General features: G+C 71.0%; 23 protein-coding genes. 13 read left to right on the forward strand and 10 right to left on the reverse strand.

The genetic code is table 11. The annotated features are described in order from the left end of the window. The first annotated feature begins 26 nt into the window (after positions 1-26). Positions 27-1,442, forward strand: coding sequence for a class II fumarate hydratase (locus tag DP107_RS04880; RefSeq protein ID WP_144261025.1), 1,416 nt, complete (start codon positions 27-29; stop codon positions 1,440-1,442). Here DP107_RS04880 and DP107_RS04885 read toward each other — a convergent pair. The 3 genes from DP107_RS04885 to DP107_RS04895 form a co-directional block, all read right to left on the reverse strand. Beyond that, positions 1,364-2,029, reverse strand: a complete 666-nt coding sequence (locus DP107_RS04885) for a hypothetical protein (protein ID WP_144261026.1) — start codon at positions 2,027-2,029, stop codon at positions 1,364-1,366. The two genes, DP107_RS04880 and DP107_RS04885, sit on opposite strands and share 79 nt — an antisense overlap. A gap of 116 nt (positions 2,030-2,145) precedes the next feature. Further along, positions 2,146-2,328, reverse strand: coding sequence for a hypothetical protein (locus DP107_RS04890; protein ID WP_144261027.1), 183 nt, complete (start codon positions 2,326-2,328; stop codon positions 2,146-2,148). Between the two features lie 47 nt (positions 2,329-2,375). Next, positions 2,376-5,699, reverse strand: coding sequence for a right-handed parallel beta-helix repeat-containing protein (locus DP107_RS04895; RefSeq protein ID WP_185977176.1), 3,324 nt, complete (start codon positions 5,697-5,699; stop codon positions 2,376-2,378). Positions 5,700-5,980: 281 nt separating this feature from the next. Here DP107_RS04895 and gatE point away from each other — a divergent pair, with 281 nt between their 5' ends. Then, positions 5,981-7,846 (forward strand): Glu-tRNA(Gln) amidotransferase subunit GatE, encoded by a 1,866-nt coding sequence (gene gatE / locus DP107_RS04900; protein WP_144261029.1) that lies wholly within the window; start codon positions 5,981-5,983, stop codon positions 7,844-7,846. Positions 7,847-7,874: 28 nt separating this feature from the next. On the opposite strand, the gene DP107_RS04905 is transcribed toward gatE, so the two are convergent. The 5 genes from DP107_RS04905 to purL all read right to left on the reverse strand — a co-directional run bounded on the left by DP107_RS04905 (position 7,875) and on the right by purL (position 13,949). Next, the gene (locus tag DP107_RS04905) at positions 7,875-9,740 is read right to left on the reverse strand and encodes a DUF2070 family protein (RefSeq protein WP_144261030.1); all 1,866 of its coding nucleotides are present in this window, start codon (positions 9,738-9,740) and stop codon (positions 7,875-7,877) included. 107 nt (positions 9,741-9,847) lie between these two features. Beyond that, positions 9,848-10,402, reverse strand: coding sequence for a GMP synthase subunit A (locus tag DP107_RS04910; RefSeq protein ID WP_144261031.1), 555 nt, complete (start codon positions 10,400-10,402; stop codon positions 9,848-9,850). Between the two features lie 81 nt (positions 10,403-10,483). Beyond that, positions 10,484-10,918, reverse strand: a complete 435-nt coding sequence (locus tag DP107_RS04915; protein ID WP_144261032.1) for a VOC family protein — start codon at positions 10,916-10,918, stop codon at positions 10,484-10,486. Positions 10,919-10,964: 46 nt separating this feature from the next. Next, positions 10,965-11,516 (reverse strand): DUF7097 family protein, encoded by a 552-nt coding sequence (locus DP107_RS04920; protein ID WP_144261033.1) that lies wholly within the window; start codon positions 11,514-11,516, stop codon positions 10,965-10,967. A 222-nt stretch (positions 11,517-11,738) separates the two neighbouring features. Further along, positions 11,739-13,949: a phosphoribosylformylglycinamidine synthase subunit PurL gene (gene purL, locus DP107_RS04925; RefSeq protein ID WP_144261034.1), complete on the reverse strand. Its 2,211-nt coding sequence runs from the start codon at positions 13,947-13,949 to the stop codon at positions 11,739-11,741. A gap of 835 nt (positions 13,950-14,784) precedes the next feature. Here purL and DP107_RS04930 point away from each other — a divergent pair. The 6 genes from DP107_RS04930 (at position 14,785) to DP107_RS04950 (ending at position 20,946) form a co-directional block, all read left to right on the forward strand. After that, positions 14,785-15,468: a PHP domain-containing protein gene (locus tag DP107_RS04930; RefSeq protein ID WP_144261035.1), complete on the forward strand. Its 684-nt coding sequence runs from the start codon at positions 14,785-14,787 to the stop codon at positions 15,466-15,468. A gap of 14 nt (positions 15,469-15,482) precedes the next feature. Further along, complete coding sequence (locus DP107_RS04935; protein WP_185977194.1) at positions 15,483-16,595, forward strand: asparagine synthase C-terminal domain-containing protein; 1,113 nt, start codon at positions 15,483-15,485, stop codon at positions 16,593-16,595. Positions 16,596-16,924: 329 nt separating this feature from the next. Further along, positions 16,925-16,993, forward strand: a complete 69-nt coding sequence (locus DP107_RS21375; protein WP_144261263.1) for a surface glycoprotein — start codon at positions 16,925-16,927, stop codon at positions 16,991-16,993. 153 nt (positions 16,994-17,146) lie between these two features. Next, entirely contained in the window at positions 17,147-18,829 is a 1,683-nt protein-coding gene (locus tag DP107_RS19850) for a DUF7827 domain-containing protein (protein ID WP_185977177.1), read from the forward strand. 43 nt (positions 18,830-18,872) lie between these two features. After that, the gene (locus tag DP107_RS04945) at positions 18,873-20,219 is read left to right on the forward strand and encodes a DUF7282 domain-containing protein (protein WP_185977178.1); all 1,347 of its coding nucleotides are present in this window, start codon (positions 18,873-18,875) and stop codon (positions 20,217-20,219) included. Positions 20,220-20,517: 298 nt separating this feature from the next. Further along, positions 20,518-20,946 (forward strand): cupin domain-containing protein, encoded by a 429-nt coding sequence (locus DP107_RS04950; protein WP_144261038.1) that lies wholly within the window; start codon positions 20,518-20,520, stop codon positions 20,944-20,946. Positions 20,947-20,958: 12 nt separating this feature from the next. Here DP107_RS04950 and DP107_RS04955 read toward each other — a convergent pair whose 3' ends face one another. Further along, positions 20,959-21,294 carry a glutathione S-transferase N-terminal domain-containing protein gene (locus tag DP107_RS04955; protein WP_144261039.1) on the reverse strand — a complete coding sequence of 112 codons (336 nt, stop codon included), beginning with the start codon at positions 21,292-21,294 and terminating at the stop codon, positions 20,959-20,961. A 98-nt stretch (positions 21,295-21,392) separates the two neighbouring features. Here DP107_RS04955 and DP107_RS04960 point away from each other — a divergent pair, with 98 nt between their 5' ends. Both DP107_RS04960 and DP107_RS04965 read left to right on the forward strand, forming a co-directional pair. Next, on the forward strand, positions 21,393-22,436 hold the full coding sequence (locus tag DP107_RS04960) for a presenilin family intramembrane aspartyl protease PSH (protein ID WP_144261040.1): 1,044 nt from the start codon (positions 21,393-21,395) through the stop codon (positions 22,434-22,436). Between the two features lie 119 nt (positions 22,437-22,555). Then, positions 22,556-22,840, forward strand: a complete 285-nt coding sequence (locus DP107_RS04965) for a hypothetical protein (protein WP_144261041.1) — start codon at positions 22,556-22,558, stop codon at positions 22,838-22,840. 54 nt (positions 22,841-22,894) lie between these two features. Here the strand turns inward: DP107_RS04965 and DP107_RS04970 are convergent, their stop codons facing one another. After that, on the reverse strand, positions 22,895-23,899 hold the full coding sequence (locus DP107_RS04970; protein WP_144261042.1) for an ornithine cyclodeaminase family protein: 1,005 nt from the start codon (positions 23,897-23,899) through the stop codon (positions 22,895-22,897). Positions 23,900-24,047: 148 nt separating this feature from the next. Here DP107_RS04970 and DP107_RS04975 point away from each other — a divergent pair, with 148 nt between their 5' ends. Genes DP107_RS04975 through DP107_RS04980 form a run of 3 tightly spaced genes read left to right on the forward strand, consistent with a single transcriptional unit; the run spans position 24,048 to position 26,339 of the window. Continuing rightward, positions 24,048-25,334 (forward strand): MFS transporter, encoded by a 1,287-nt coding sequence (locus DP107_RS04975; RefSeq protein WP_238330778.1) that lies wholly within the window; start codon positions 24,048-24,050, stop codon positions 25,332-25,334. 31 nt (positions 25,335-25,365) lie between these two features. Beyond that, positions 25,366-25,497, forward strand: coding sequence for a hypothetical protein (locus DP107_RS21085; protein WP_272949822.1), 132 nt, complete (start codon positions 25,366-25,368; stop codon positions 25,495-25,497). 44 nt (positions 25,498-25,541) lie between these two features. Continuing rightward, positions 25,542-26,339 (forward strand): RNA methyltransferase, encoded by a 798-nt coding sequence (locus DP107_RS04980; protein WP_394348526.1) that lies wholly within the window; start codon positions 25,542-25,544, stop codon positions 26,337-26,339. Position 26,340: the final 1 nt, after the last annotated feature.

Genomic DNA, 26,340 nt, shown 5'->3' on the forward strand with positions numbered 1-26,340 from the left:
AGCCGTTCGACTGCGACGGCCGACGCATGAGCGACGACAACCAGGAGTTCCGCACGGAACGCGACAGCCTCGGCGAGATGCAGGTGCCCGCGGACGCCTACTGGGGCGCCCAGACCCAGCGCGCGCTGGAGAACTTCCCCATCTCGGGTATCGGCTTCGGGCGGCGGTTCGTCCGGGCGCTGGGTATCGTCAAGAAGGCCGCCGCCCGGGCGAACCTCGACCTCGAGCTCATCCCCGAGGGGAAGGGCGAGGCCATCGTCCGGGCGGCCGACGAGGTCATCGCCGGCGAACACGACGACCAGTTCCCGGTCGACGTGTTCCAGACCGGGAGCGGCACCTCCTCGAACATGAACGCCAACGAGGTCATCGCCAACCGCGCCACGGAGCTCGTCGGCGGGGAGATCGGCACCCGCGAGGTCCACCCCAACGACCACGTCAACTACGGCCAGTCCAGCAACGACGTCATTCCGACCGCGATGCACGTCGCCGCGCTGGAGGCGGTCGAGCGCGACCTCATCCCGGCGCTGGAGACGCTCCACGACGCGCTCGCGACCAAGGAGGAGGCGTTCGCGGACGTCGTCAAGACCGGCCGCACCCACCTCCAGGACGCCACGCCCGTGACGCTGGGCCAGGAGTTCTCCGGCTACCGCGCACAGGTCGGGAAGGGTATCACGCGGGCGGCGAGCACGCGCGACCACCTCGGCGAACTCGCGCTCGGCGGGACCGCGACGGGGACGGGGCTGAACACCCACCCCGAGTTCCCGGCCCGTGCCGCGGAGTACATCAGCGAGGAGACCGGGCTGGAGTTCCGCGAAGCGGACAACCATTTCGAGGCCCAGGCCGCTCACGACGCGATGGGCGAGGCCCATGGCCAACTCCGCACCGTCGCCGGCTCCCTGAACAAGATCGCCAACGACCTCCGGCTGCTCGCCTCCGGCCCGCGCAACGGGCTCAACGAGATCGACCAGCCCGAGAACCAGCCCGGCAGCAGCATCATGCCGGGGAAGATCAATCCCGTCGTCGCCGAGTCGGTCAACCAGGTCCACAAGCAGGTCGTCGGCAACGACGCCGCCGTCGCCGCAGGCGCCGCGGAGGGCCAGATCGACCTCAACCTCTACAAGCCCGTCATCGCGCACAACTTCCTCCAGTCCGCACGGCTGCTCGCGAACACGGCCGACGTGTTCGCCGAGAAGTTCGTCGCGAAGTTGGAGGCCGACGAGGCGTACTGCGCCGAGCGCGTCCAGCAGTCGATGGCGCTCGCGACGGCGCTCAACCCGGCCATCGGCTACGACAAGGCAAGCAAGGTCGCAAAGCGCGCCCTCGCCGAGGACATGACCGTCCGCGAGGTCGTCCTCGAGGAGGGCTACCTGACCGAGGACGAGGCCGACGAGGTGCTCGACCCCATGCGGATGACCGAGCGTGGCATCCTCGGCGACGACTGACCAGCCGGCGCGTCAGTCGTCGCTGGCCCACGCTGGCTAGCCGACCCGACCGTCGCTCCCGCGGTCCCGTTCCCCGCCGCCGCCCGGACGTCGTCGCCCCTGAACCACGACGGCGGCGTGACCGTCGTCTCCCCGACCGCACGGTAGCGCATCCGGACCGTCACGACGGCCCGCGTGCCGTCGCGCCAGCGGGCGGCCATGGCCCGGACCCGGCCGCTCGATTCGACGAACGCCGTGACCCGGTAGCCCGCGACCGACTCCTCCGTGGCCGTCGTCACCGCGGGTGGCGCATCGTTGCCGCGGATGACGTACGCCGCTCCCTCCGCGGCGCCGGGCTCGACCGTCGTCCGGTCGGCCGCCGGATACCGGGCCACCACCGCCTCCGCCCGGTCACCCACTGGCCCCTCGCGGCCGCGGGGCTGTGCGAGCGGTCGCGCCCGGACCGGCCCATCCGCCGGTCGCCGCTCGAAGACCCGCCCGCCGGTCGCGTACTCGGTCGGCTCGGTGCCGGCCGTGGTGTAGCCGCTCCAGTTCGTCCCCCGGCGCGTCCGGTCGACGCGGTACGCCGTCCGGTTCGCGACCCGCACGGGCCGGACCGTCGCCCGCGAGCGCAGCGGCCCCGGTCGATGGGTAGTCCGGTTGCACGGGAGCACCCAGGTGTAGTCCCGCCCTGCGAGCGTGGCGGCGTGTGCGTCCGAGACCCTCAGGTGTCGAGCGGCTGCCGGAGTGCGCCCGGCCGCCGCGACGTCGTCGCCGCATCCGCCGTCTCCGGTACGGGTGCCGGCGTCAGGGTCGACGTCGGCTCGCGGCCGGCCGGGTCGTCGACCGCACTGCAGCCGGCCGGCACGAGCAGCCCCCCGACCAGCGCCGTCCCCGTTCTGGTCACGACTCCGCCTACAGGGACCAGTCGGAAGAAGCGCCCGGTGGCCGGGACTACGGCCTCAGGACGAGCAGGTAGATAGCGCCGGCACCCACCGCCAGCGCGCCGACGCCCCCGGCCATCACGCCGAGCGGTTCGAACCCTGCGAGTTCGGTGTCCGAACCGCCCGCCGTCCCCGGCGCGATCACCTCGTTGCTGTCCCCACTCCCCTCGTCCGCACCGGACCCGCCCTGGTCACTACTCGATCCACCGGCACTGCCGTCGTCGGACCCTCCCTCGCCCGAACCGTCACCGGCCCCGTCCGCCGATGTCCCGTCGGGCGTGGCCGCCGGTGTCGCGGTCGAAATCGAGCCGCCATCCGTCGTCGTCACGTTCACCGTCCCCGCGGTGACGTTCTCGACGCGGAAGCCGTACGTGCCGGCCTCGTCGGGCGAGCGCTCGAAGGTGATCGCCTCGGTCTCGCCCGGCACCAGCTCGACGAGCCGGCTCTGGACGAACCGGCCGTCACGGAAGAGCTCGACCTCGTAGGTGCCGACGCCGTCGCCCTCGTTCGAGACCGTCGCGTTCACCAGGACCGTTCCCCCGACGGCCATCGAGCTCCGGTCGAGGCTCGCCGCGGTGGTGACGAACGTCGGTGAGCCCTGGGCCGCGGCCCCGCCGCCGCCACCGCCGTCACCGCCACCGCTGCTGCTACCGCTGTCACTCCCTCCGTCGTCAGTATCACCGGTCCCCGCCCCGACGCCGGGTTCCGACTCGTCACCGTCATCACTGCCGCCCCCACCATCCCCGTCGTCGGTGCCCTCGTCACCATCGTCTCCACTATCCCCGTCGTCGGTGCCCTCGTCTCCACTATCGTTGCCCTCATCATCACCCCCGTCACCGCTATCATCGCCACCATCGCCCCCATCGTCTCCACTATCCCTGTCGCCCCCATCGCCCCCACTGTCCCCGTCATCGCCACCATCGTCGCCGCTATCGCCGCCCCCATCGTCACCGCCGCCACTGCCTCCATCCGTCGACGTATCGACGAGCGGCGCGAACGTGCTGAACGAGGTCAGGTTGGCACCGAGGGTGTCGGCGGCCGGGTCGACCCGCGGGTCCGTGACCTCGCTGTACGTGCCGGTCCGGTCGTCGTACCGGTAGAACGAGAGGGCCGACTCGTCGCTCACATCACCTTCGTCGTACGCTATCGTGAGGTCCAGATAGGCGTCGTCCTGCTGCCCCTCGATGTCGAGGTAGTCGCCGATACCCTCCAGTCCCCTGCCACGGTCCGGCGGGTCGGCGACCGGACCGAGCGCGATGTGGCGCGACGCGTCGAAGGCGACGACCACGTTGCGACCGACCCCGTCGTCGTCCTCGTCGTAGAACACGTTCAGCTCCGTGGCGGTGGTTCCGCTCATGCTCCCGGCCTCCCGGAGGCCCCAGCCGCCGCTGTTCCGGACGAGTACCTGCTCCAGGCTCGTATCCGTCGCGCCGCGGAGCAGGATGCCGTCACCGTCGGCCCCGCCGTTCGAGCCGGCGGAGACGTTCCGGACGGCGGTCCCGGTCCCCGTGACGAGGAGCCCACGGTCGGCGTTGCTGAACGCGGTCGCACGGCGGATGGTCGTGTCGTCGCCGCGGAGTTCGAACCCGGTACCGAAATCACGCACGGTGAGATTCCGGAGCGTGGTCCCCGCCGCCCCGTCGGCGACCACGATGCCCGACGAGCCGGCGTCCTGGCCGTCGAGGGACCGCGGCTGCTCCCCGTCCTGACCGAAGCCGATCACGGTGATGTCGCTCCCGTCGACCAGGAGGCACCGCGAGCCGCTCCCGGAGAGGCCCGTGTCGACGCGGTACGTCCTGCCGTCCCCGTCCAGCGTCCGTCCGCACTCCGTCACCGCGTTCCGGAGGGCCGCGACGGGCGCGTACACCCCTCCCGGGGCGGTGATGTTGGCCGAGACCCGCCTCTCCGCCGTGTCGCGGGAGCCGTTCCCGACTGTCGACCAGCCGTCGTCGTACCGGCCGATCCGCACGGTCGAATCGTCCAGCGGCGGCTCCTCCAGGTCGCTCGGCCTGTAGTGCACCGTCAGGTCCAGGAACTCGCCGCCCTCCTCGCCCGGCAGGAGCGAGTCCCCGTCGTCCCCGGTGGTCGAGACGTTCAGATACGGCCCGAACGCCCGGCTGCCCGGCCGCGCCGGTCCCGGGGAGCCGACCTCGTCGAACTCGACCTCGCTCGCGGTGAACGACACCGTTCCGTTCGAGAGCGTCAGTCGGGAGACGTTCACGCGGCCGTCGCCGACCAGCCGGACGGTCCGCCCGTCGTTCCGTGCGGTGAGGTCGGTCAGCGTGTTGTCCGTCGACTCGTTGACCAGGAGGCCGACGCCGGTGTTGTCCGAGAAGGTGGTCTCCTCGACCGTGCTGCCGGCGGTGTTCGAGAGGACGATACCGCGTTCGTTCCCGTTCGCGTCCGTGTCGCGCACCGCGACGCCGGTCGCCCCCGAGAGGTCGATGCCGTCGGCGTTCCCCGTCGCGGTGAGCCCGGTCGCCGTCGTGTTCGACCCGGCGAGTCGTGCGCCGGCGTCGGCGTTATCGGATAGCTCGGAGTCCGTCACGCTCGTCCCCCCCGATCTCACCACTACCCCGTGCCGGCTGTTGTTCGCCGCGACGACCCCACTGAGGGTCGCGCCAGGGGCGCTCTGCTCGACCTCGATGCCATCGATGCCGTTCCGACTCGCCGTGACGTTCGCCAGCGCCAGCCCGCCGGGATCCACACTCCGCAGCAGCAGGCCGCGTCCGCCGTTATCGAGGAACCGGCTGTCCGTGATGAGCACCTCCGACACGTCGATCGCGGTCTTCAGCCCGGTCCCGTCGCTGTCGTTGACGACGACGCCGTCCATCGTCACGTTCCCCTCGATCACCTCCACGCCGACGGCGTTCCCCTCCAGCACGCTATCGTTCAGGGTCAGATCGCTGGCGAACGAGATGACGCCGGCTCGGGAGTTGTTCACTGCCGTGATCGACTCCGCGGTGACGCCGACCGCCGGGCTGTCGGTGGCCCCGATACGGACTCCGGCCCTGCTGTCCGCCACCGTGACGTTACGAACTCGGACGCCACTGACGGCCGAACCGTTCGCGACGACGGCGATCGCCCCGGAGCCGTTGCCACCGGAGACGTCGTGACCGTCGCCCTCTACCGTGACGTTGCTGGCCGTGATCCGCAGACAGGGGCCGTCGTCCTCGGCGAGATCGGTAGCGACCCGGTAGTGGGTGCCGGCGCTCGCCAGTTCCTGGCAGTTTTCGACGGCCTCGACGTTCCCACCCTCGCTAGCGGCGGCCGTCGGTGTCAACGCTGTACTCGATGCCAACACGCCGGCGAGAATAACCGACGCCAGTGCCACGGAGAGAAGTGCCCCACCTGTTCGCCGCCCGTTTCGAGAGCCGTCGGTCATCGTCGAACAACGGACAGTATCCGACAAATAAGATTGAGACAAATCCGTCCAAACGATCGGTCAGAACCAGGCCCGACCCGCAATCGAGCCCGCCGGCGGCCCCCATGTCCCTGGCTCCGGCCGGGGACATCCCGCGAGTGGCACGTGCGAACCGCTGGCAACGGTGTCGGGGCCGCCGACGCTCCCCTGCCATCGGGCCGTTTTTGGTCCCGCCCGACGCACCGAGCGGCATGGACCACGACCGCGACTACGACTACGCCGACCTCGGGCTCGTCGCGGGGCTGGAGATCCACCAGCAACTCGACACCGCGACGAAGCTCTTCTGCGACTGCCCGACGGCCCGCCGGGAGCCCGACACCTCCGACCGCCGGTTCGCCCGCTATCTCCACCCGACGCGCTCGGAGCTGGGGGAGATCGACGAGGCCGCGCTGGAGGAGTCACGGGTCGACCGCGAGTTCGAGTATCTCGCGTTCGACACCACCTGCCTCGTCGAGGAGGACGACGAACCCCCCCACCGGCTCGACGAGGAGGCGCTGGAGACGACGCTGGAGATCGCCGCCCTGCTGGACATGGAGGTCGTCGATAGCGTGCAGGTGATGCGGAAGATCGTCGTCGACGGCTCCAACACCTCCGGGTTCCAGCGCTCCTCGCTGGTGGCCACCGACGGCGCCATCGAGACCAGCGAGGGCCCCGTCGGGGTCACGGACATGCTGCTCGAGGAGGAGTCCGCACAGCGGGTCTCCGAGACGGAGGCCGGCGTCCGTTACGGACTGGACCGGCTGGGCATCCCGCTGGTCGAGATCGGCACCGCACCCGACATCCGGTCGCCCGCGCAGGCCCGCGAAGCCGCCGAGCGCATCGGAATGCTGCTGCGCTCGACGGGGAAGGTCAAGCGCGGCCTTGGGACCATCCGGCAGGACGTGAACGTCTCGGTCGCGGAGGGGGCCCGCATCGAGCTGAAAGGGGTCCAGTCGCTCGACGACATCGACGACATCGTCCGGCTGGAGGTCCACCGGCAGGTCCGGCTGCTCGAACTGCGCGACGAGCTCCGCGAGCGCGACGCCGCAGTGGGCGACCCGCAGGACGTGACCGGGACCTTCGCGGACACCGACTCCGGGGTCATCGCGGGGGCCTCGACGGTGATGGCCGTGCCGCTGTACGGGTTCGACGGGGTCGTGGGCGCCGAGATACAGCCCGACCGCCGGCTCGGGACCGAGCTGAGCGACCACGCCAAGCGCCACGGTGCCGGCGGCATCTTCCACACCGACGAACTGCCGGCCTACGGCGTCACCGCCGCGGAGGTCGACGCCCTACGCGACGCCGTCGACGCCGGCGGGTCGGACGCGGTCGCCATCGTCGCGGCCGACCGCGAGGTGGCCGAGGCGGCCATCGAGGCCGTTGCCGAGCGCGCCGGGACGGCGCTCGAGGGGGTCCCCGAGGAGACCCGCGACGCGAACGAGGACGGCACCTCCCGCTACCTGCGGCCGCTGCCGGGTGCCGCGCGGATGTACCCCGAGACGGACGTCCCGCCCGTCGAGCCGGACCCGGCCGGCGTCGAGACGCCCGAGCTGCTGACCGAGAAGGTCGAACGCTACCAGTCCGAGTACGGCCTCGATGCCGGGCTCGCCGAGCAGGTGGCGTACGGTCGGCGGATGCCCGCCTTCGAGACGGCGGTCGGGCGCGGCATCGACCCGACGACGGCCGCCACGACGCTGGAGTCGACCGTGACCGAGATTCGCCGGCGCGACGCCCCCGTCGAGAACCTGACCGACGAGCACCTGCTCGACACGCTCGACCTCGTCGAGGCCGACGACCTCGCCAAGGAGGGTATCGGCGAGGTGCTGACCGTGCTGGCCGAGCAGCCCGACCTCTCGGCCGAGGCCGCCGTCGATGAGGCCGGCCTCTCCGGCGTCGATGAGGCCGAGGTCCGCGAGGCCGTCGCCGAGGTCGTCGAGCGTAACGCCGACCAGGTCGACGCCGAGGGGATGGGCGCCTTCTCCGCGCTCATGGGCGAGTGCATGGGCGCCCTCCGCGGGAAGGCCGACGGCGAGGTCGTGAGCGACGTGCTGCGCGAGGAGATACAGCAGCGGTTGTAGGCGTCTCCCGCCCGGCGACCCGCTCCGCTCAGGCCAGGAAGAAGATGAGGCCGCTGATGGCGGTCACGGCCAGGATGAACACCGCCGCGAGCGCGCCACCCATCGACATCATGGCGTTGGCGTGGCTGGCCAGCGTCTCCGTGCGGTCGTTGCCGAAGACGGTCACCTCGGCGCGCTCGGTCGCCATCCCCGCCTCCACCGGTTCGACGTCGTCGAGCGCCTCGCGGGTGACGGCCTCGACGGCGTCGCAGAGCGACTCGGCGTCGATGGCGGTCCCGACCTGGTTGACCGCCTCCACGGTGTTGACGATGTGGGTGTCGGTGGTGAGGGCCTCCGCGTCGTCGACCGGGAGGGCCGAGGTGAGGTGGCTCACCAGCCGGTCCCGGAGACCGGGCTCCATGTTGTTCCCGTCGACGAGGACGTACGCGGTCCGCTGGCCGTCGACCTCCGTGACGGCGACACGGATGCCGAGCGGGCCGATGCCGTCGGTGGCGGTCCAGTCCGTGCGGTCCCAGGCGACGCCGAGTCGGAGGGGGTGACGCTCGGCGTCCGCGAGGGCCGTCCCGAGGTCGCCGGCCGCCTGGATCATGTCGAACGAGCGCTTCGAGCCGGGGGTGACGTGACCGAGGTCACCGCCGTCCAGCCCGTTGTTGCAGTTGTGGGCGTCGGCGAGCAGCACGTCCTCCAGCCCGCCCGAGCGGGCCTCGGCCCGTGTCGAGAGCCCGACCGCGTACTCCACGTCGTCGGCGAACGCGGGGGCGTAGGTGGCGGCCATGAACGCGTCCTCGCCGAAGGCCTGGCCGATGAGCGTGGCCTCGCCGTGGCTGGCGCGGTACGACCGGGTGGCGTCGCTCGTGTACTCCAGGCGGTCGAGCGCGCGGTCGGCCGCGTCGATGATGGTCTCGACCTCACGGGCGGTGACGAGATTGAAGTCGTGGCCGGCGGTGGCGTGGGGCGGGAAGGCCAGCCCGTCGGCGTCCTTGGCGACCCGTTCGGGGAGGTTACCGCCGCCGATCTCGCCCATCGGCCCGGGATGGATCATCGGCAGGACGAAGCGGGCCTTCTCGATGCCGCCGGGCTCGCGGAAGGCCAGCACCGTGACGGGGACGACGGCCTCCTCGCCGAGCTGCTCGAAGAACTCCTCCAGCTCGTCGGTCCCCTCGGCGATATGGCCGACGAAACCCCGGAGGAAGTCGAGGACGGAGACGCCCAGCGAGCTGCGCCACGGCCGGTCGATGACGACGAGGAACAGGTAGACCGACCCCACGTAGAGCACACAGGTGACGGCCAGCAGGACGAACGTCTCGGGCCCGACGACGGTGATTTCGGCCGGTGCCTGGTTCGCACGGCTGAGGTAGACGTCGGTCAGCGTGCCGCCGACCTCGAACAGTCGCAGGGTGCCGCTGTAGACGAACAGGAGGACGGCGGCGGCGACGGTCTGGATGCTGGCCGGAACGATGGCCGTCACCAGCGAGTCGTGGGAGACGGCCATGACGACCAGCAGCCGGAGCGCGAAGATACTCGCCAGCGCCGCGATGAGGGCGTCGAAGACGAACGTCTGCGAGAGCGGCGTCAGGACCGCCAGCGCGCCGGCCGTCGTGAGGACGACGACGACGACGAGTTCGCAGGTGAGCGCCAGCAGCGACGCCCGGTTCGGGGTGAGCTGCCCGCCGAACAGCCGGTCGACCGGCGGCGTCAGCAGCGACGCCACCACCGTCGGGACGCCGATGTAGAACACCCCCTCCCAGGCGTCCTCCAGGACGAACCGCGAGTCGAAGGCGGCGATCCCCGCGAACGCCGCGATGAGGAGGGCGAACGCGATGCTGGAGTACCAGCTCGGGGCCCGGAAGATGAACCGTGACAGCGAGGCGAGGTCGCCCTGTGTGTTGCTCATCTGTCGGTCGTGGTCATCCGTTCGTCCGTGTCGGTTCGGTGCCAGGGGGATTCAGCCGCGGCGGGATAAATCATCCACCCGGAGTCGGACGGGCGGCGGACGCCCGTTCAGCGGTCCTCGCAGACGTCGACGAAGTTCTCGAACACCTCCTCGCCGCGTTCGGTGTGGGCCACCTCCGGGTGCCACTGGACCCCGTAGCAGTCCCGGTCCGCGTCGCTCATCGCCTCGACGCCGCAGACGTCGCTGGTCGCGGTCCGGGTGAACCCCTCGGGGACGTGCTTGACCTCGTCGGCGTGGCTGGCCCACACCCGGGTCTCCGGGGCCAGCGAGCCGACCAGCGGGTCGTCGTCGTCCTCGATCTCGACGGTCACGTCGGCGTAGCCGCCGTAGTCGCCGCTGCCGACCTCCCCGCCCAGCTCGGCGGCGATGAGCTGCATCCCCAGGCAGATGCCGAACACCGGCACGTCGGCCTCGAGGTAGTCGGGGGCGCGCCCGACGCGGTCCATGTCGGGGCCGCCGGAGAGGACGACGCCGTCGGCCTCCACCTCCTCGGGTGGGGTCCCGTTGTCGACGATGGCCGCGTCGACGCCGATGTCACGCAGCGCCCGCTGCTCGAGATGGGTGAACTGTCCGTGGTTGTCCACCACGACGATACGAGTCATTACCGTTCCTTCTCTCGTGAACCGGTATAAGCCTCGTGAAACGACGGACCCGAGCCGACGCCTCCGGACGCCCGACCCCGCTCAGAGCGCGGTCGGGTCGAACCACTCGTTCCGGCCACGCCACTCCTCGACGTCCCGCGCGTCGCGCACGTCGAGATACACCTCGACGCCGTTGTCGTCGGGGTCGTCGAAGTAGAGCGCCTTCGAGATGCCGTGGTCGACCGGGTCGACGGCCACGTCCAGCTCGCGGAGCCGCTCGTACGTCTCCCGCAGCCCCCTCGCGTCGGGCATCTCCCACGCCGAGTGGTAGAGGCCGACCCCGTCGCCGGGGGCGGTCACCCCCTCCCCGGAACCCTGCAGGGCGAGGTCGTGGTGGTGTCCGCCGAACGTGAGGAAGGCGTAGCCGGCGTGGCGCTCCTCGACCCGCAACCCAAGCACCGTCCGGTAGAACCCGACCGCCCGCTCCAGGTCCCGGACCCGCAGATGGACATGCCCGAGATGGCGGGCATCGTGCATACCACGGCCTGCGTCCCCGGGGGTCAAAAATGGGGCGGGGCCCCGTTCAGTCCCCGTCGTCGCTATCACCGGGCTCGAACCGCTCGGCGGCGGTCTCGAAGCCGGTCTCGGCCTGCTCGCGGGCGCGGCGCTCCTCGCGAGCCGCGATGGCCTCGGGGCCCGGTGTGGCGTCGTCGTCGACCCGTGCCCACGACTCGTGGACCTTCGCGTGACACCAGCGACAGAGAGAGACCGTTATCTCGTGTTCCATATCGGCCTCGGGGGTATCGCGATACGAGAGATGGTGCTCCTCAAGCAGCGGTCGCGTGTCCCGTGCCTCGGCGTGAGCCAGTCTGACCTCCTCCAGCCCGCAGCGGACGCACTCGCGTGAGCGCTGACACGCCCGGAAATGCGGGCACTCGGCCCACTCCCACTCGCCCTCGGGGTCCGCCGCCGGACAGCGCAGGTCGTCGGCCCGGCGCTCCCGGGCGAACTCGCGGTCGTGCCGTGCGTGCTCGGCGGCGTACCGACACCGCCCGTCGTCGGTCAGGTGGTCGCACCGCTCGACGTGCTCGTACGGGTCGTCCACGCCGACGCTCGTTCCGGAGGGGGTCTTCATCGTGGCCGGGTTCGGTCCGGTACTCCGTGCGCTTGCGGTTTCAATCCTCGTCCGCTCCACCCCGAGGTGGCCGTGACGGGTCCGCCCGCGCCGACGCGCTCGCACCGATACTACTCCCCCACGGCGGCGATGACAGGAGCGGGTTCGACCATCCCGGGGGCGCCCCCCGTCGCAGAAGACGGGAATCGACGGTACAAACCGAAAGAGTGACTGGAAGCGGAACTATTCCATCTGTCGCTCGATAACCGACCGTAGTTCTCGGATATCCGCGACGTCCACGGACAGCGACTCGTCGCCGGCGGTGAGGTCGAGCGTTCCGTCCGGCGTGCTCGTCCCGACCTCGTGGACGGGCGCGACGCCGTCGACGGCCGCGGCCACCGCCTCGGGCGCGGTCGTCTCGATGACGGCACGGCCGACGCGTTCGTTGAACAGGAGTCGGTGGGCGTCGCCGCCGAGGGAGACGTCGGCGCCGGCGTCCCCGGTGACCATCTCGGCCAGCGCGACCGCGAGGCCGCCGTGGCTCACGTCGTGGACCGCGCGGGTGGCGTCGTGGTCGGCGACGTCGGCCAGCGCCCGGAGGAACGCGGTGTTGTTTCGGGGCGGTTCGGGGAACGCGTCGGTGCCCCCATGCCGGGCGAGGTACTCCGAGCCGCCCAGAGGGACGGCCTCGCCCTCGAGGGCGCGGTCGCCGACGACGAGGACGGCCCCCTCGCCCGCGAAGGCGGCCGGGGGAGCGTCGTAGCCGGCCTTCGTGCCGACCATCGCCAGCGTGGGCGTCGGCGCGACCGGCCCGGCCTCGGAGTCGTTGTAGAGCGAGACGTTGCCGCCGACGACGGGGACGTCGAGGTCGGCACACTCGTCGGCGAGGCCGTCGACGATGCCCCGGAAGCCGCCGTAGACGTCGGGCTTCTCGGGGTTGCCGCCGTTGAGGCAGTCGACGGCCGCGAGCGGGTGGGCGCCCTTGGCGGCGATGTTGGTGGCGTTCTCCAGGGCGACGGCCCGCGCGCCGTCGTACGGGGCGACGTCGGTCCAGTTGGGGTCGGCGCCGGCCGAGAACGCCAGCCCCGTTCCGGGCGCGGCGTCGACCGGTGCCGATTCGCGGACGGCCACGAGCGCGGCGTCGTCGCCGGGTCGCAGGGCGGTCCGGGTGCCGACCTCGTGGTCGTACTGCCGGTAGACCCAGCGTTTCGAGGCGGTGTTCGGCGAGCCGACGACCGTCTCGAACGCCGCGCGCAGGTCGGGCGCGGGGTCGGGCAGGTCGGTCGCCGGCTGCTCGGGCTCGACGTGGTCGAGGTCGTTCATCGGCGCGCCATCGGCGAGGAACCCGGCGGGCGCGTCGACCACCGTCTCGCGGCCTCGCGACTCGGACCCCTCGAACGTGCAGACGTAGCGGTCCTCGGTCACCTCGCCGATGACCGAGCAGCCGAGGTCGTACTTCCCGGCGATCTCCCGGACCGCGTCGACGTCCTCGGGCCGGACCTCGTAGCACATCCGCTCCTGGGACTCGGCGAGGAGGATCTCCAGGGCGTTCATCTTCGGCTCGCGCTGGTGGACCCGGTCGAGTTCGATCTCCGCGCCGAGGTCGCCCTTGGCGATCATCTCGGAGGAGGCGCCGCCCAGCCCGGCGGCGCCGAGGTCACGCGCCGCGCGAACGAGGTCGTCCCCGACGAGCTCCTCGTTGGCCTCGATGAGCAGCTTCTCGGTGTACGGGTCGCCGACCTGGACGGCGGGCCGGTCCTCGGTCTCGGCGTCCTCGGCGAGGTCCTCGGAGGCGAACGAGGCCCCGCCCAGCCCGTCCCGTCCGGTGCCGTTCCCGACGAGGACGAGCTTGTTGCCGGGCTCCTGTACCGCGGCGGTGACGAGCCGGTCCTCGCCCAGCAGGCCGACGCAGGCGACGTTGACGAGCGGGTTCCCCTCGTACGAGTCGTGGAAGGCGACGCTACCCGAGACGGTGGGGACGCCGATGCAGTTGCCGTAGTGGGAGATGCCCTCGACGACGCCCTCGAACAGGTAGCGCGAGTGCTCGCGGTCGAAGTCGCCGAAGTAGAGCGAATCCGCGAGCGCGATGGGGTAGGCGCCCATCGACATCGTGTCCCGGACGATGCCGCCGACGCCGGTCGCCGCGCCGTCGAACGGGTCGACGTAGGAGGGATGGTTGTGCGACTCGACGCCCATCGTGATGTAGGTGTCCGAGTAGCGGGTCTGGTCGTCGGTCTCGGTGCCGGGGACGGGGAGCGCGACGACGGCAGCGTCGTCCCCGGGGCCGACGACAACCCCCGGGCCCTCGGAGGCGAAGGCCGAGAGCAGGGGGCGCGAGGAGCGGTAGGCACAGTGCTCGCTCCAGAGGTTCTCGAAGAGCGCTTCCTCGGCGGCCGTCGGGTCCCGACCCAACTCGTCGACGACGAGTTCGCGGTCCGAGGGTGCGAGGGGCATACCCGCGCTCGGTCGGGCCGGTGGAAAGCGCTTTCCATCCCCTCAGAGCCGGCCGCCGCGCAGGTGCAGTTGCCGCCGGGGCGCTTCGAACTCCGGACGGACGGCGAGCGGTTCCGCTCGGCGTTCACCCGCGCAACGGCTCGACCACCGGGTACGCCCGCATCGCGCCGGACCGGTATCTCGCGCAGCGTGGCTACCACGGGCCGCCCCCGACCCGGGGCTCGCTGCTGGCGCTCCTCTCCGCCTTCGGGGTCCGCCCGGCGCTCGCGGGCGAGGGCGGAAACGGGTCGGTCGGACCGAACGGGACGGCCGTGGCTCCGGCACGTGCGCCCACCTCCACCCGTTGACCGTGAGTGCGCCCGCGCCCACGATGGGGCTACCACCGGAACCCCGCGCCGGGGCGGGACGGCAACCACAGCCGTCGCAGGGCCGACCGCCGGCTACCGGCTCATCGACGAGGCGCTCGTCCGCCCGTCGGCGCTCAGTGTGGTCGGCCCGAGGGACGAGCCGCGGAACGCGAGCCTGGCGCTGTCCGTCGACCGCCGCGGACGAGTCCGCGGATACGACGCTACACCGCGATGATCGCCGACGAGCCGGTTCGGGTCGGACAACGGACCCGCTACGAGCTGGGTGGCGTCCGGGTCGACAGGCCGGCGTGGTACGGGTCAGCACTGGACGTCACGAACGGCACCGCGACCGGACCGGTGGTGGCGACCCCGACCGGAACGTCGGCGGACGGCGGACGGCGGCGGTTCGTCCGGGTGAACGGCCGAGCGGTGTCGTCACCCCCGCCGACACCGGCGCGTTTTTGCCTCGGTCGTCCGAACAGCGAGCCGTGCTGTCCGTCGAGTTCCACTCGCACTCGTCGCTCTCCTACGACGGACACGACCCCGTCGAGCTCCTGCTGGCGCAGGCCGAGGCCGTGGGGCTCGACGCGCTCGCCGTGACCGACCACGACGAGATCGACGCCTCGCTCCGGGCCGCGGACATCGCCCCGGAGTACGGCCTCGTCGGCATCCCCGGCATCGAGATCACCTCGGAGGCGGGCCACGTCCTCGGCCTCGGCATCGAGGAGGCCGTCCCGCCGGGACTCTCCTACGACGAGACGCTGGCGCGCATCCACGACCAGGGGGGTATCGCCGTCGTCCCGCATCCGTTCCAGAAGTCCCGCCACGGCGTGGCCGCCCACATCACCCGCGACCAGCTCGCGAGCGCGGACGCTGTCGAGGTGTACAACTCCCGGCTCCTGACCGGTCGCTCGAACCGCCGGGCCGAGCGGTTCGCCCGCGAGACGGGGCTCCCGATGACTGCCGGCAGCGACGCCCACATCAGCGAGATGGTCGGGCAGGCGGTCACCGAGGTGGACACGACCCACGAGGACGTATCGAGCATCCTTGAGGCCGTCCGCGAGGGCCGGACCACCGTGGTCGGGAAGCGGACGCCCTGGCGCGTGAGCGTCCGCCAGTTCGGCGGCGGCGTCCTCCGCCGGGCCAAGCAGGCCGTCCTGGCCCCGTTCTGATGACCCCGCACGCGTTGCAGGGGACCGACCCCGACACCGTCGAGGGGGCGCTCCGCGACCGTGACCCACTCCCCGGCACCGGCGGGTTCGCCGGGACGCTGCCCGACGGGCGCGTGGTCCGGGACGCCCTCGGCCGGTATCCGGTGTTCACCGAGCGCGGTGACCCCACGAACGCCGGCTCCGACCCGACGGAGCTGGACGAGCCCGTGGGACTGCCGGCGGGCCACGTCCGCTCGGCCGACGGCGACGAGCGGGTCTGGACGCTTCCGAACCCGGAGCCGTACGCCGACGGCGCGACGGCGGTGGCGGCGCTCCGGGAGGCCATCGAGCGAAGCGCCGGTGCCGTTCCGGGCGCGGGGCTCGCCGTGGCGTTCTCCGGCGGCGTGGATTCGGCGCTCGTGGCGGCACGCTGCCCGGATGCCCCGCTGTACGTCGCCGGCTTCCCCGACAGCCCCGACGTGCGGGCGGCCCGCGAGACGGCCCGGCTGCTCGGGCGGGTCGACGACCTGCAGGTCGTGACGCTCGACGGGGCGGCCGTTCGCGAGCACGCGGCGACCATCGCCCGAGCGACCGGCCGGACGAACCCGATGGACATCGCCATCGCGATACCGCTGGTCGCCGTCGCGGGTCGCGCACGCGGGGACGGCTGTACTCGGCTGGCCGTGGGCCAGGGGGCCGACGAGCTGTTCGGCGGCTACGACAAGGTGGCACGGGCGCCCGACGACCCCCGTGTCGAGGCCGACAGCGTCCGCGGGGCGGCCCGGGAGCTGGTCGGCGGGCTCCCGGACCAGCTGGAGCGGGACGTGCTCGCGCTGCGAGCCGCCGGCGTCGAGCCGGCCGCACCGCTGTTGCACGACCGGGTCGTCCGGGTCGCGCTGGGACTCCCCGGGCGACTGCTGGTGAACGGCCGTGGCGAGCGGAAGGTCGCGCTCCGGCGGGCCGCCCGGGCGTGGCTGCCCGACCGCGTCGCCTTCCGCGGGAAGCGAGCCGCCCAGTACGGCAGTCGCACCGCCCGGGAGCTGGACCGGCTGGCCCGCGAGGCCGGCTACGAGCGCTCGGCCGGCGGCCACGTGGCCCGGTTCGTCGCCGACCTCGCCGGGGACGTGCCGGCCGTCGGGGCGCCGTGACCAGCCGTCGGGGCGCCGTGATCGGAACTCGCGCGCCCGTCGATCGGGCGGCTGCCATCCGTCGGACGCAGGTGATAGTCGTCCCCCGGCGCCACGCGGATTCCGGACGATTCTGCCGAATCCGGCGGTTCTGGGCCATGTGAAACGGTGTCTCACCCCCTGCCCGACCAGAAAGCATTTATTATACCCGCTGGTTGTCGACATCGTACCCCTAACCATGGTGACAGCACGGAGTACCCCGCTCGGGTCTGTGCACGTAGCGTGCGACGCAGGCGTGCCCCGGGCGCTGGCGGAACCTGTTGTTGCCGATTGCGATCCATAAGCTAACCATGACAAGCACAAGAGAGAAGCTGCGTGCCGTGTTCCTCTCGGTGCTGATGGTCGTCTCCGTCTTCTGAGCCACCGTCGCACTGAGTGGGGCTGCGGCCGCCGCATCCGGCCCGTCTGTCGGCAACGTCAGTCCGGGCACAGTAGACGAAGAGACGACGGAGAGTAATCAACAGATAACGTTCGAAGTATCGACATACTCCGAGGACGGGAACTCCGACACGGTGTCGCTGGTGTTCCCCGACCGGTACGAGAACAATCTGAGCGCCAACAGTGCCGTGACGAACGACCCTGATGGAGTCGCTCAGAGTATCTCGCTGGTCGACGGCCCCGACGGCGACGGCGTGCAGGACACGCTCCAGTTCGAGCTGGCCGACGACGGCAGCGATGACTCGCTCCCGCTCGAAGTGGGCGTTGACACGGGCATCGACTACCCCGATGTCAGCTCCGACACGAACCTCCCGGTTCGGTTCGTCTTCGAGGACACCAACGGTGACAACATCGACCAGACCTTCGACACGGTCTTCATCCAGAACGACGCGTCCGCGGACGCCGACCTGGTGGTCCCCACCAACGGCAACAACAACACCAACTTCGAGGACATCGCGTTCCAGGGTCAGATCGTCGTCGGGACGAACTTCAACCCCGGCGAGACGGTCAACGTCCGTCGCGTGACGGACAGCGGCGACCAGCTCGTCCGCGAGGAGTCCGCTGACTCCACCGGCGAGGTCACCCTCGACACCGCGGACCTCAGTCAGGCGGGTGACTTCTTCTTTGTCGGTCAGTCCAGCGGGAACCAGTCCGGCTTCGAACACGTCATCCAGACGGTCGACGTCGAGTTCGAGGACGACACCGTGGACAACGACGCCGAAGTCGGCACGTCCCGAGTCAACCTCAGCGTCGAGTCGAACCGTGCCGGTAGCTTCGACCACTTCGTCCGTTCGGAGCAGCTGAACGACGAGGACCTGCTCCAGGTCTTCCCGAGCGCGGTCAATCCGACCGACGTCGACACCGACGATGACGGCGAGACCTCGAACGACGGGATCCGCATCACCGCCGGGCAGGACGCCGTCGCGCCCGTCAACTTCGACGGCATCGAGACCGGCAACTACAGCTTCACGTTCAACGTGACGGACACCACTGCGTCCGACGACGCCAGCGTGAGGGTCGTGGAGCCCGGTCGTGGCGAGATCACCTTCGAGAACAACATCGTCAGCCAGGCGCGCGGTGACGTCGCCAGTATCGAGATGAACCTCGAGAACGTCGACCGCGGTCGGCTCGTCATCGGCTCGAACGAGTCGAACTTCAACTCGACGGTCACCTTCGAGGACGCCGACGACGACGGGACGGTCACCATCACGCTGAACACGCTCACTCCGAACGAGGCGAGCGCGTTCGACACGGAGAACGATGACGACATCGTGAACCGTCAGTCGCTCGTCGTCGGCACCACCGAGGGCAAGGCGCTCGACCCGATCAACTACGAGCTGTCCGTCCGCCTGTTCGACACCGATGAGCAGACCGACCTCGGCACGCTGAGCGTCCAGCCGGCCGATGCACGGAGCATCACGGTGGCGACAGCGCCCGACGGCTCGTTCAACGACCTCACCGATCTCGAGGAGATCCTCGAGCGACAGGAGAACGGGGAGTACACCCGACCGACAACGTCGCACAGCGGGACGTCCTCATCTACGAGTACGATGGTACCGGCCTGTTCGGTGCGCTGGCAGCCGCGAACGGCTCCAGTACCACGGGAAGTTCGTCAACGCGTCCGCGCTCAACGAGAGCTCGATCGACTTCATCATCGACGAGACGTCGGACTCCCGAACGGCGAACCGCCCGATCAAGCGGATCAACTTCAACCAGACCGCGGATGCGGGCGGTCTCCGGGTCGTCTCCGACGCTGACAACCAGACGGCCTACATTATCCTCGACACGGATAATCTGAACGTGACCGACGCTAACAACCCGAGCGTGACCCGCTCGCTCGATGCTGGTGACACGTTCAACGCCAGTATCGAACTGCGCGCGAACGACCAGTTCGGTTCCGACGTTGATGAACTCGACGAGACCAGCACGCTCTCGACGGTCGTCGAGCGATCGGCCACGTTCGACACGACCGGGGAGCTCGAGATAAACGACAACGACGCGATCGTCGTCGACGCCGCTGAGGGGCAGACCGTCAGCGGGACGACGACCGTCGCGCCCGGGACCGAGCTGGACATCACGCTGGCTAACGCCGAGCCGTCCCTGTTCATCTCGGCCCGCGACACAGTGACTCAGAACGGCACGTTCAACATCACTGCGGACTTCTCGCAGTATCCGGACGGCCAGAACTTCACGGCGACCATCACCGGTCAGGGCTTCGAGGACGACGCCGAGACGCCCGGCCGCGTGCGAGGTCAGGTCGCGACCGTGACGTTCAACAACCAGAGCTTCAGCGGTCAGGCGACCAGCGTGAACGTCGCGAGTGCCTCCCTCTCCGACGGTGGCTTCGTGACGATTCACGATAACACGGTCGGCAGTGACCCGCTCGGGTCCGTCCGAGGAACGTCCGAGTTCCTCGCACCCGGCACGTCGGAGAACGTGACCGTCGAACTCGACGAGCCCATCGCTCGTAGCGAGTCCGGCGACACGTTCTTCGCCATGCCGCACCTCGACACGGACGGCGACGAGACCTACGACTTCGTCACGTCCGAGGGCGCCGACGACGGCCCCTACACGGACGCCGAGGGTAACATCGTGCTCGTTGGAGCGACCATCACGGTCGAGCGCGCACCCTCGGTCACGTTCAACGACCAGCAGACCGAAGGTGAGGTCGTGGAGGTCCAGAACGCGCAGCTGCCGGACGGCGGCTTCGTGACCATCCACGACGACACGGTCGCTGACGACCCGCTCGGGTCCGTCCGAGGGACGTCCGAGTACTTCGATCCCGGTCGGACCTCCAGCATCGAGATCACGCTGGACGACCCGATCGAGGAAGGCGGCCAGTTCTTCGCGATGCCGCATCGCGACACCAACGGCAACGAGGTCTACGACTTCGTTAGCAGCGAGGGCGCGGAGGACGCGCCGTACTTCAACGCTAACAACGAAATCGTGCTCGACGGCGCGCAGATAAGCGTCCCGAGCGAGCCGACCCCGACGCCGACGGCGACCCCGACGCCGACGGCGACGCCCGAGCCCGATGACCCGACGCCGACCCCGACCGAGACCAGCGGACAGCCCGGCTTCGGCCTGGTCGTCTCGCTGATCGCGCTCATCGGCGCCGCGCTCATCGCGCTCCGACGTCGCGACTGACGAGCGGAACCCTCACGGGTTCTCGAACCACTTGCGGTTCCATTCTTTCGCGCGCCACGCCGACACGGAGTGACATCCGTCGCGTGCCGCGTCCGACCGACCGATACCCGTAGCGACGCAGTCGACGGGGTCATCGTCGGACCCGGTGACGCGGTCAGCAGTCCCCTCCAGAGGGGGGAGCTCTCGGCACAGCCTCCCGTCCGGACCCTGGGCCCCCCGCCGTACCTACCACCGCGAGCGACCGCGGATGCAGCGGCCCCAAACGGTTTTGTCGAGACCGCCCGTCCGGCCGACCGTCATGGAGTACAACGTCGTCGAGACGGACGATGTCGCGGTGACCGACCTCTCGGAGGTCGAGGAGATTCCCCCGGACCTGGATATGCAGTCCATCGACTCCGCGCTAGGGTTAGAGGAGATGCTCTGCAAGGTCTGGCACTTCGAGGAGGGTGAGGAGATCGGCTATCACGCCCACGGCCAGCAGGAGGAGCTGTTCTACGTGCTGGAGGGGGAGTTCTCGCTGAAGCTCGGGCCGTCGGGGGAGACGGAGTTCCGCGAGGTCGGTCCGGGGGCATTCTGGGCAGCGGGGCCGATGATCGGCCACGGCCACCGCTGTGTGAGCGAGACGGGGACGGTCCTCGCGCTGGGCGCCCCCAACGTCGCGGACCCGGGGCGGGATCCGCACGACATCACCGACGAGGAGATCGCGGAGGCGCAGTCCGACGACTGAGCCGGGCCCCGGTCAGTCCGCCTCCGTCACGGGGTCCGGACCGACGGTGACGGGCTCGTCGGCGTAGGTCGCGTCGAGGTACTCCAGGATGCGCGAGGACTGGCTCATCGTGACGCCGGTCGCGTCGTCGACGATGACCGGGACCTGGCGCTGTCCGGAGACGCGGTTGACCTCGTTGCGCCGGGAGTGGAGTCCCTCGACCCAGACGCTGTCGTAGTCGAGATCGAGCTCGTCCAGTCGGTCGACGACGAACTCGCAGAACGGGCAGCCCTCCAGCCGGTAGAGGGTGATGGTCGGTCCAGTCGTGTCGGCTTCGGTCGCGTCGCCCGCGTCGGCGTCGGTACTCATGCTCCCAGGTTGCGGGCGGGGGATCATAACTCTCGGGGGCCGTCTCCCGGCGTCGTCGAGAGCGCAACGCCCAAGCGCTGCCCTCCCCCACGGCCGGTATGAACGTGGACCGGCGGTACGCCGCGGTGGCCGCCATCGTGGGCATCTTCGTCCTCGTGCAGGTCGGCGCGCTCGCGCTGGTGGAGCCGTTCAAGACCGCCGGGTTCCAGGACGTGGAGGACCCCTCGGACCCGACCAACAGCCTGCTGTACATCGGCGCCATCCTCGTCGCGACGGTGGTGATGCTGGGGGCGTTCCGGTACGGCGGCGACCGGGTCATCCGGGCGGTGCTGGTCGGCTCCTCGGGCTACCTCTCCTTCTACGTCTTCGCCGTGCTGGTGCCGACCCTCCCCGTCGCCGGGGTGGCGGCGTTCACGCCGGCGGTCGTGCTGGCGGCGCTCGTCACGGTCGCGCTCTGGGTCCACCCGGAGTGGTACGTCATCGACGCCGCCGGGGTGGTGATGGGCGCCGGCGCGGCGGGCCTGTTCGGCGTCAACTTCGGTGTCCTCCCGGCACTCGTGCTGCTGGTCGTGCTGGCCGTCTACGACGCCATCAGCGTCTACGGGACCGAACACATGCTCGCGCTCGCGGAGGGCGTGATGGACCTGAAGGTGCCCGTGGTACTCGTCGTCCCGCTGTCGTTCTCGTACTCCTTCCTCGACGCCGCGCCGGCGGCCGGCGGGAGTGACGCGGATTCGGGCGCCGCCGACGCCGACGACGTCGAGGCGGAGGAGGCCCTGACCGACGGGAGTGGTGCGTCGGATGCCGGTGACGCCGACGAGGGGGACGACGGCCCCCGCGACGCCTTCTTCATCGGCCTCGGGGACGCCGTGATGCCCGCCGTCCTCGTGGCCTCGGCGGGCTTCTTCGCCCCGGTCGGGGTCTCCTCGCTCGTCCCGGGACTCGCGCTCACGCTGCCCGCGCTGACGGCGATGCTCGGCACCAACCTCGGACTGCTCGCCCTGATGTACTTCGTCATGCAGGGCCGGGCCCACGCCGGCCTGCCGCTGCTCAACGGCGGCGCCATCGGGGGCTACCTCGCCGGGGCGCTCGCGGCCGGAGTGCCGCTCGTGCAGGCACTCGGACTGGCGCCGTACCTCTGACCCGGGGGGACTGGTGAAGCGAGTTTCAGTAACCTCGCCGACAGAAATGTATTTCAGATTACACCTTTCCGTCCCCGGGCCCTACCGACGGATGCGGGGAACGCTCCCCGATGGTCCCGATGGAACCCCTCCGCACGCGCCGCCTGCTACTGGGCGGCACCGTCCTGTTCGTCGCCGGCTGGCTGGGGCTGCTGGCGCTCGTCGCGCCGGCCCTCATCGATGCGGTGGCCGCAGCGACGCTCCTCCCGTTGTCGCTCGTCGCGCTCTCCTCCCTCGTCGCGCGAACCGCGGCCCGGTTCGTCGACGAGCCACGGTGGCCGTCCGCCGTCGTTCAGGACACGTCCCCCCACCGGTCCACCCCCGGACACGGAGGGGATTCCGGCGGGGCCACCGAGACCGACTGAGCACCCCGCTGCCGGGGTCGTCCGCGTGCCACACCGGCCCCGGCCGTTCTCGGTCTACTCGCCGGTGAGCGCCTCGCTCGCCGGTGCGAAACCGATGGTCTCGCCCAGCCCCTGCGCTTCGGCCCGCTCGTAGAGCATCTGTGCGGCGGCGACCGTCTCGATACCGGTCCCGCCGGAGTCGAACACCGTGATCTCCTCGCGGTCGGTCCGCCCGTCGGCCACGCCGGCGACGACCTCGCCGAGTTCGGCGTGGATGTGGGCCTCGTCGACGGCGCCCGCCTCCACGGCGGCCAGGAAGGCGCCGGCGTCCTGATGTGCCCGCGCCCGGAGGTCCGGGACGTAGGTCGCACGTTCGACCGTCGTCGCGTCGACCTCGCGCTTGCCCGCGTCGTACTGGCCCATCACCGTGACGTGGGTGCCGGGGTCCAGCATCTCACCGTCGAAGACGGGCTCGCCGGCGTTCGTCGCCGTGACGACGATGTCGGCCCCCTCGACGGCGGCGTCCGGGGAGGCGACGGCCGCGACCGAGGCGTCGAGCGCCCCGTTCATCTCCGCGGCGAAGCTCTCGCGGTGCTCCTTGGTCGGGGAGTAGACCTCCACCGTCTCTATGTCGCGGACGGCCGCGGCCGCACGGAGCTGCCCGCGGGCCTGCGCCCCGGACCCGAACAGCGCGAGGTCCGTGGCGTCCGGTCGCGCCAGCTCGTCGGCCGCCACGCCGCCCGCCGCGCCGGTCTTGAACGGGTTGAGCGACGCCCCGTCGAGCAGCGCCACCGGGCGCCCGCTCTCGGCGTCGAACAGGGGTAGGAGGAAGTGCGCGTCGCGGTCGCCGAACCCGGCGGCGTAGGTGTACCCACCCATCGCGCCGGTCTCGGGGAGGACGGCCATGTAGCCCGTCAGCATCCCCGGCGGGGACTCGTTGACGAGCTTCGTCCGGGGCTCGGCGGGGGCCCCGTCGCCGACCTCGCGGTACCCCTCCCGGACGGCGTCGATGTAGTCCGGGAACGTCGCCAGTCCCGACAGCTCGTCGCTCCGCAGGAACAGTACCTCCGTATCGGTCATGGACGACGGTTCTCGCGGCGGTCGCTTGGCGTTTGCGGCCGGGGCCGCCCGTCCTCTCGGCCCGTTCTACCGCCGCAACCGCGCTACGGTGCGCGCCGGCGTCCCGCGAAGCGACGTGTTGAAACCCGGGGCGCCGGAGGTAGCTGACGTGAACCGGAACGACCGGGCCATCACCGGACTGGTGATGGTCGCCCACGCGATGGTGCACACGTACGAGCTCTCGCTCCCGCTCCTGCTCCCGGTCTGGCAGGCGGAGTTCACGGCGCTCGGGCTCCCGACTGCGACCATCGCCGTCACGGGCTTCGTGATGGGCGTCGTCCTCACCGTCGGCTACGCCCCGTTCGGCCTGGGCGCGCTCCCGGGCGGCGTGCTGGCGGACGCCTACGGCTCCCGTCGGCTCATCCTCGGCTGTCTGGTGGGGATGGGTGCCGCCTTCCTGCTGCTGGCGGTCTCGCCGTCGCTGTTGGCCGTCGCGTTCGCGCTGTTCGCCTGGGGCGTCGCTGCCTCCGTCTACCACCCGTCCGGGCTAGCGCTCATCTCCAAGGGCGTCGAGGCCCGCGGGTCGGCGTTCGCCTACCACGGCGTCGCGGGCAACCTCGGCATCGCGGTGGGCCCGCTGGTGACCGCCGTCCTGCTGTTCGCGCTCGGCGACTGGCGGGTCGTGGTCGGGCTGCTCGCGGTCCCGGCGCTCGTCGCGGCCGTGGCGACCGCCCGCATCGACGTGGACGAGACCGCCGCCGTCCCGGAGACGGCGACCGACGGGGGGCCGGACGACGGCGACGACGATGCGGCCGACGCCCGGGCCTCCGGGTCGGTCTCCTCGCTCGGGGAGTTCCTGACGGACTCGCGGCTCCTCTTCACCGGCTCCTTCGTCCTCGTCTTCGCCGCGGTCATGCTGTCGGGGCTCTACTACCGCGGCCTGCTCACCTTCTTGCCGGAGGTCCTCGGGCAGTTCCCGTCGCTGGCCCCGGTCGAGTTCGCCGGGCGCGAGCTCGAACCGGAGCGGTACTTCTACGTCGGCCTCCTGATGATCGGCGTCGCCGGCCAGTACGCCGGCGGCCGCCTGACCGATCTGGTGCCGGTGGAACTGGGGTTGGCCGGCGGCTACGGCACGCTCGCGGTGCTGGCCGTCCTCTTCCTCCCCGTCGCGACGCTGGGGGTCGTCCCGCTCGTGGTCATGGGCGCGCTCGTCGGCTTCTCCCTGTTCGTCGTCCAGCCGTTCTACCAGGCGACCGTCGCCGAGTACAGCCCCGCCGGGACGCGGGGGCTCTCCTACGGCTACACCTACCTCGGCGTGTTCGGCGTCGGCGCGCTGGGCGGCGCCGTCGCGGGGGGCGTCCTCACGTACGCCACCGACACCGCGCTGTTCGCCGTCCTGGCGGCCTTCGGGGCCCTCGCTTCGCTGTGCGGGGGCGTGCTGTACCTGCGACGGTGAGGGTGACAACCGCGACGACGAGGCCCTGCTGATGGCGCACTGCTTCGGGATGAGGACGGTGTGGGTCGAGTCGGCGGACGAGGTCCCGTATCGGGAACCGGACGACACCATCGACGCCCTTCCGTCGCGCTCGCCGGCCCTCGACGGGATACGGGGGAGCTGAGCGGGCCGCGCGAGGGGCCCGGACGCGCCGGCGACGCGACCCTTTTGCACCCCCGTCCGCTATCCCCGGGCGTGTCCCCCGACATCAGCGTCGCCGTCGTCGACGCCGAGACCCCGGGCAACGTCGGGACCATCGCACGGGCGATGAAGAACTTCGGCCTCTCGGAGCTCCTCCTCGTGGACCCGCCGGAGCTCGACCCCGAGGGCGAGGCGTACGGGATGGCCGGCCACGCCCGCGAGGACGTGCTCCCGAACGCCCGCGAGGTCACGTTCGACCACCTCGTCGGGCGTTACCACACGGTCGGCTGTACCGCCGTCACCGGCGAGGACGCCCGCCGGCACGTCCGCTACCCGTTCCGGACGCCGGCCGACCTCGCGGCCTCGCTCGGCGAGGTCGAGGCCGACACCTGCGTCGTCTTCGGCCGCGAGCGCGTCGGCCTGACGAACGAGGAACTCGGCCGGCTGGACGAGGTCTGTGCCATCCCGGCCAGCGAGGACTACCCCGTGCTGAACCTGGGGCAGGCCGCGACGGTGGTCCTCTACGAACTCCGCGACCTGACCGTCGAGACGACCCAACTCCCCGACGGCCCCATCGAGCGGGCCGCCGAGGCCGAGATCGAGGGGCTCCACGAGGAGTTCGCGCGCTACCTCCGCAACGCCAACCACCCAGCGGAGAAGCGGCCGAAGGCCCGGCGACTACTCCGGCGCGTGCTCGGGCGCGCCCACCCGACGGGCCGCGAGGTGCGGACGCTGCGGGGCATCCTGCGGCGCGGCAACGGACTGCTGGAGCATCCCGAGCGGCTCCGGGTGGACGGGTCGGAGCGGGAGGCAGACGAGCGTTGAG

The organism is Haloglomus irregulare (assembly GCF_007421925.1).
GTDB classification, from domain to species: domain Archaea; phylum Halobacteriota; class Halobacteria; order Halobacteriales; family Haloarculaceae; genus Haloglomus; species Haloglomus irregulare.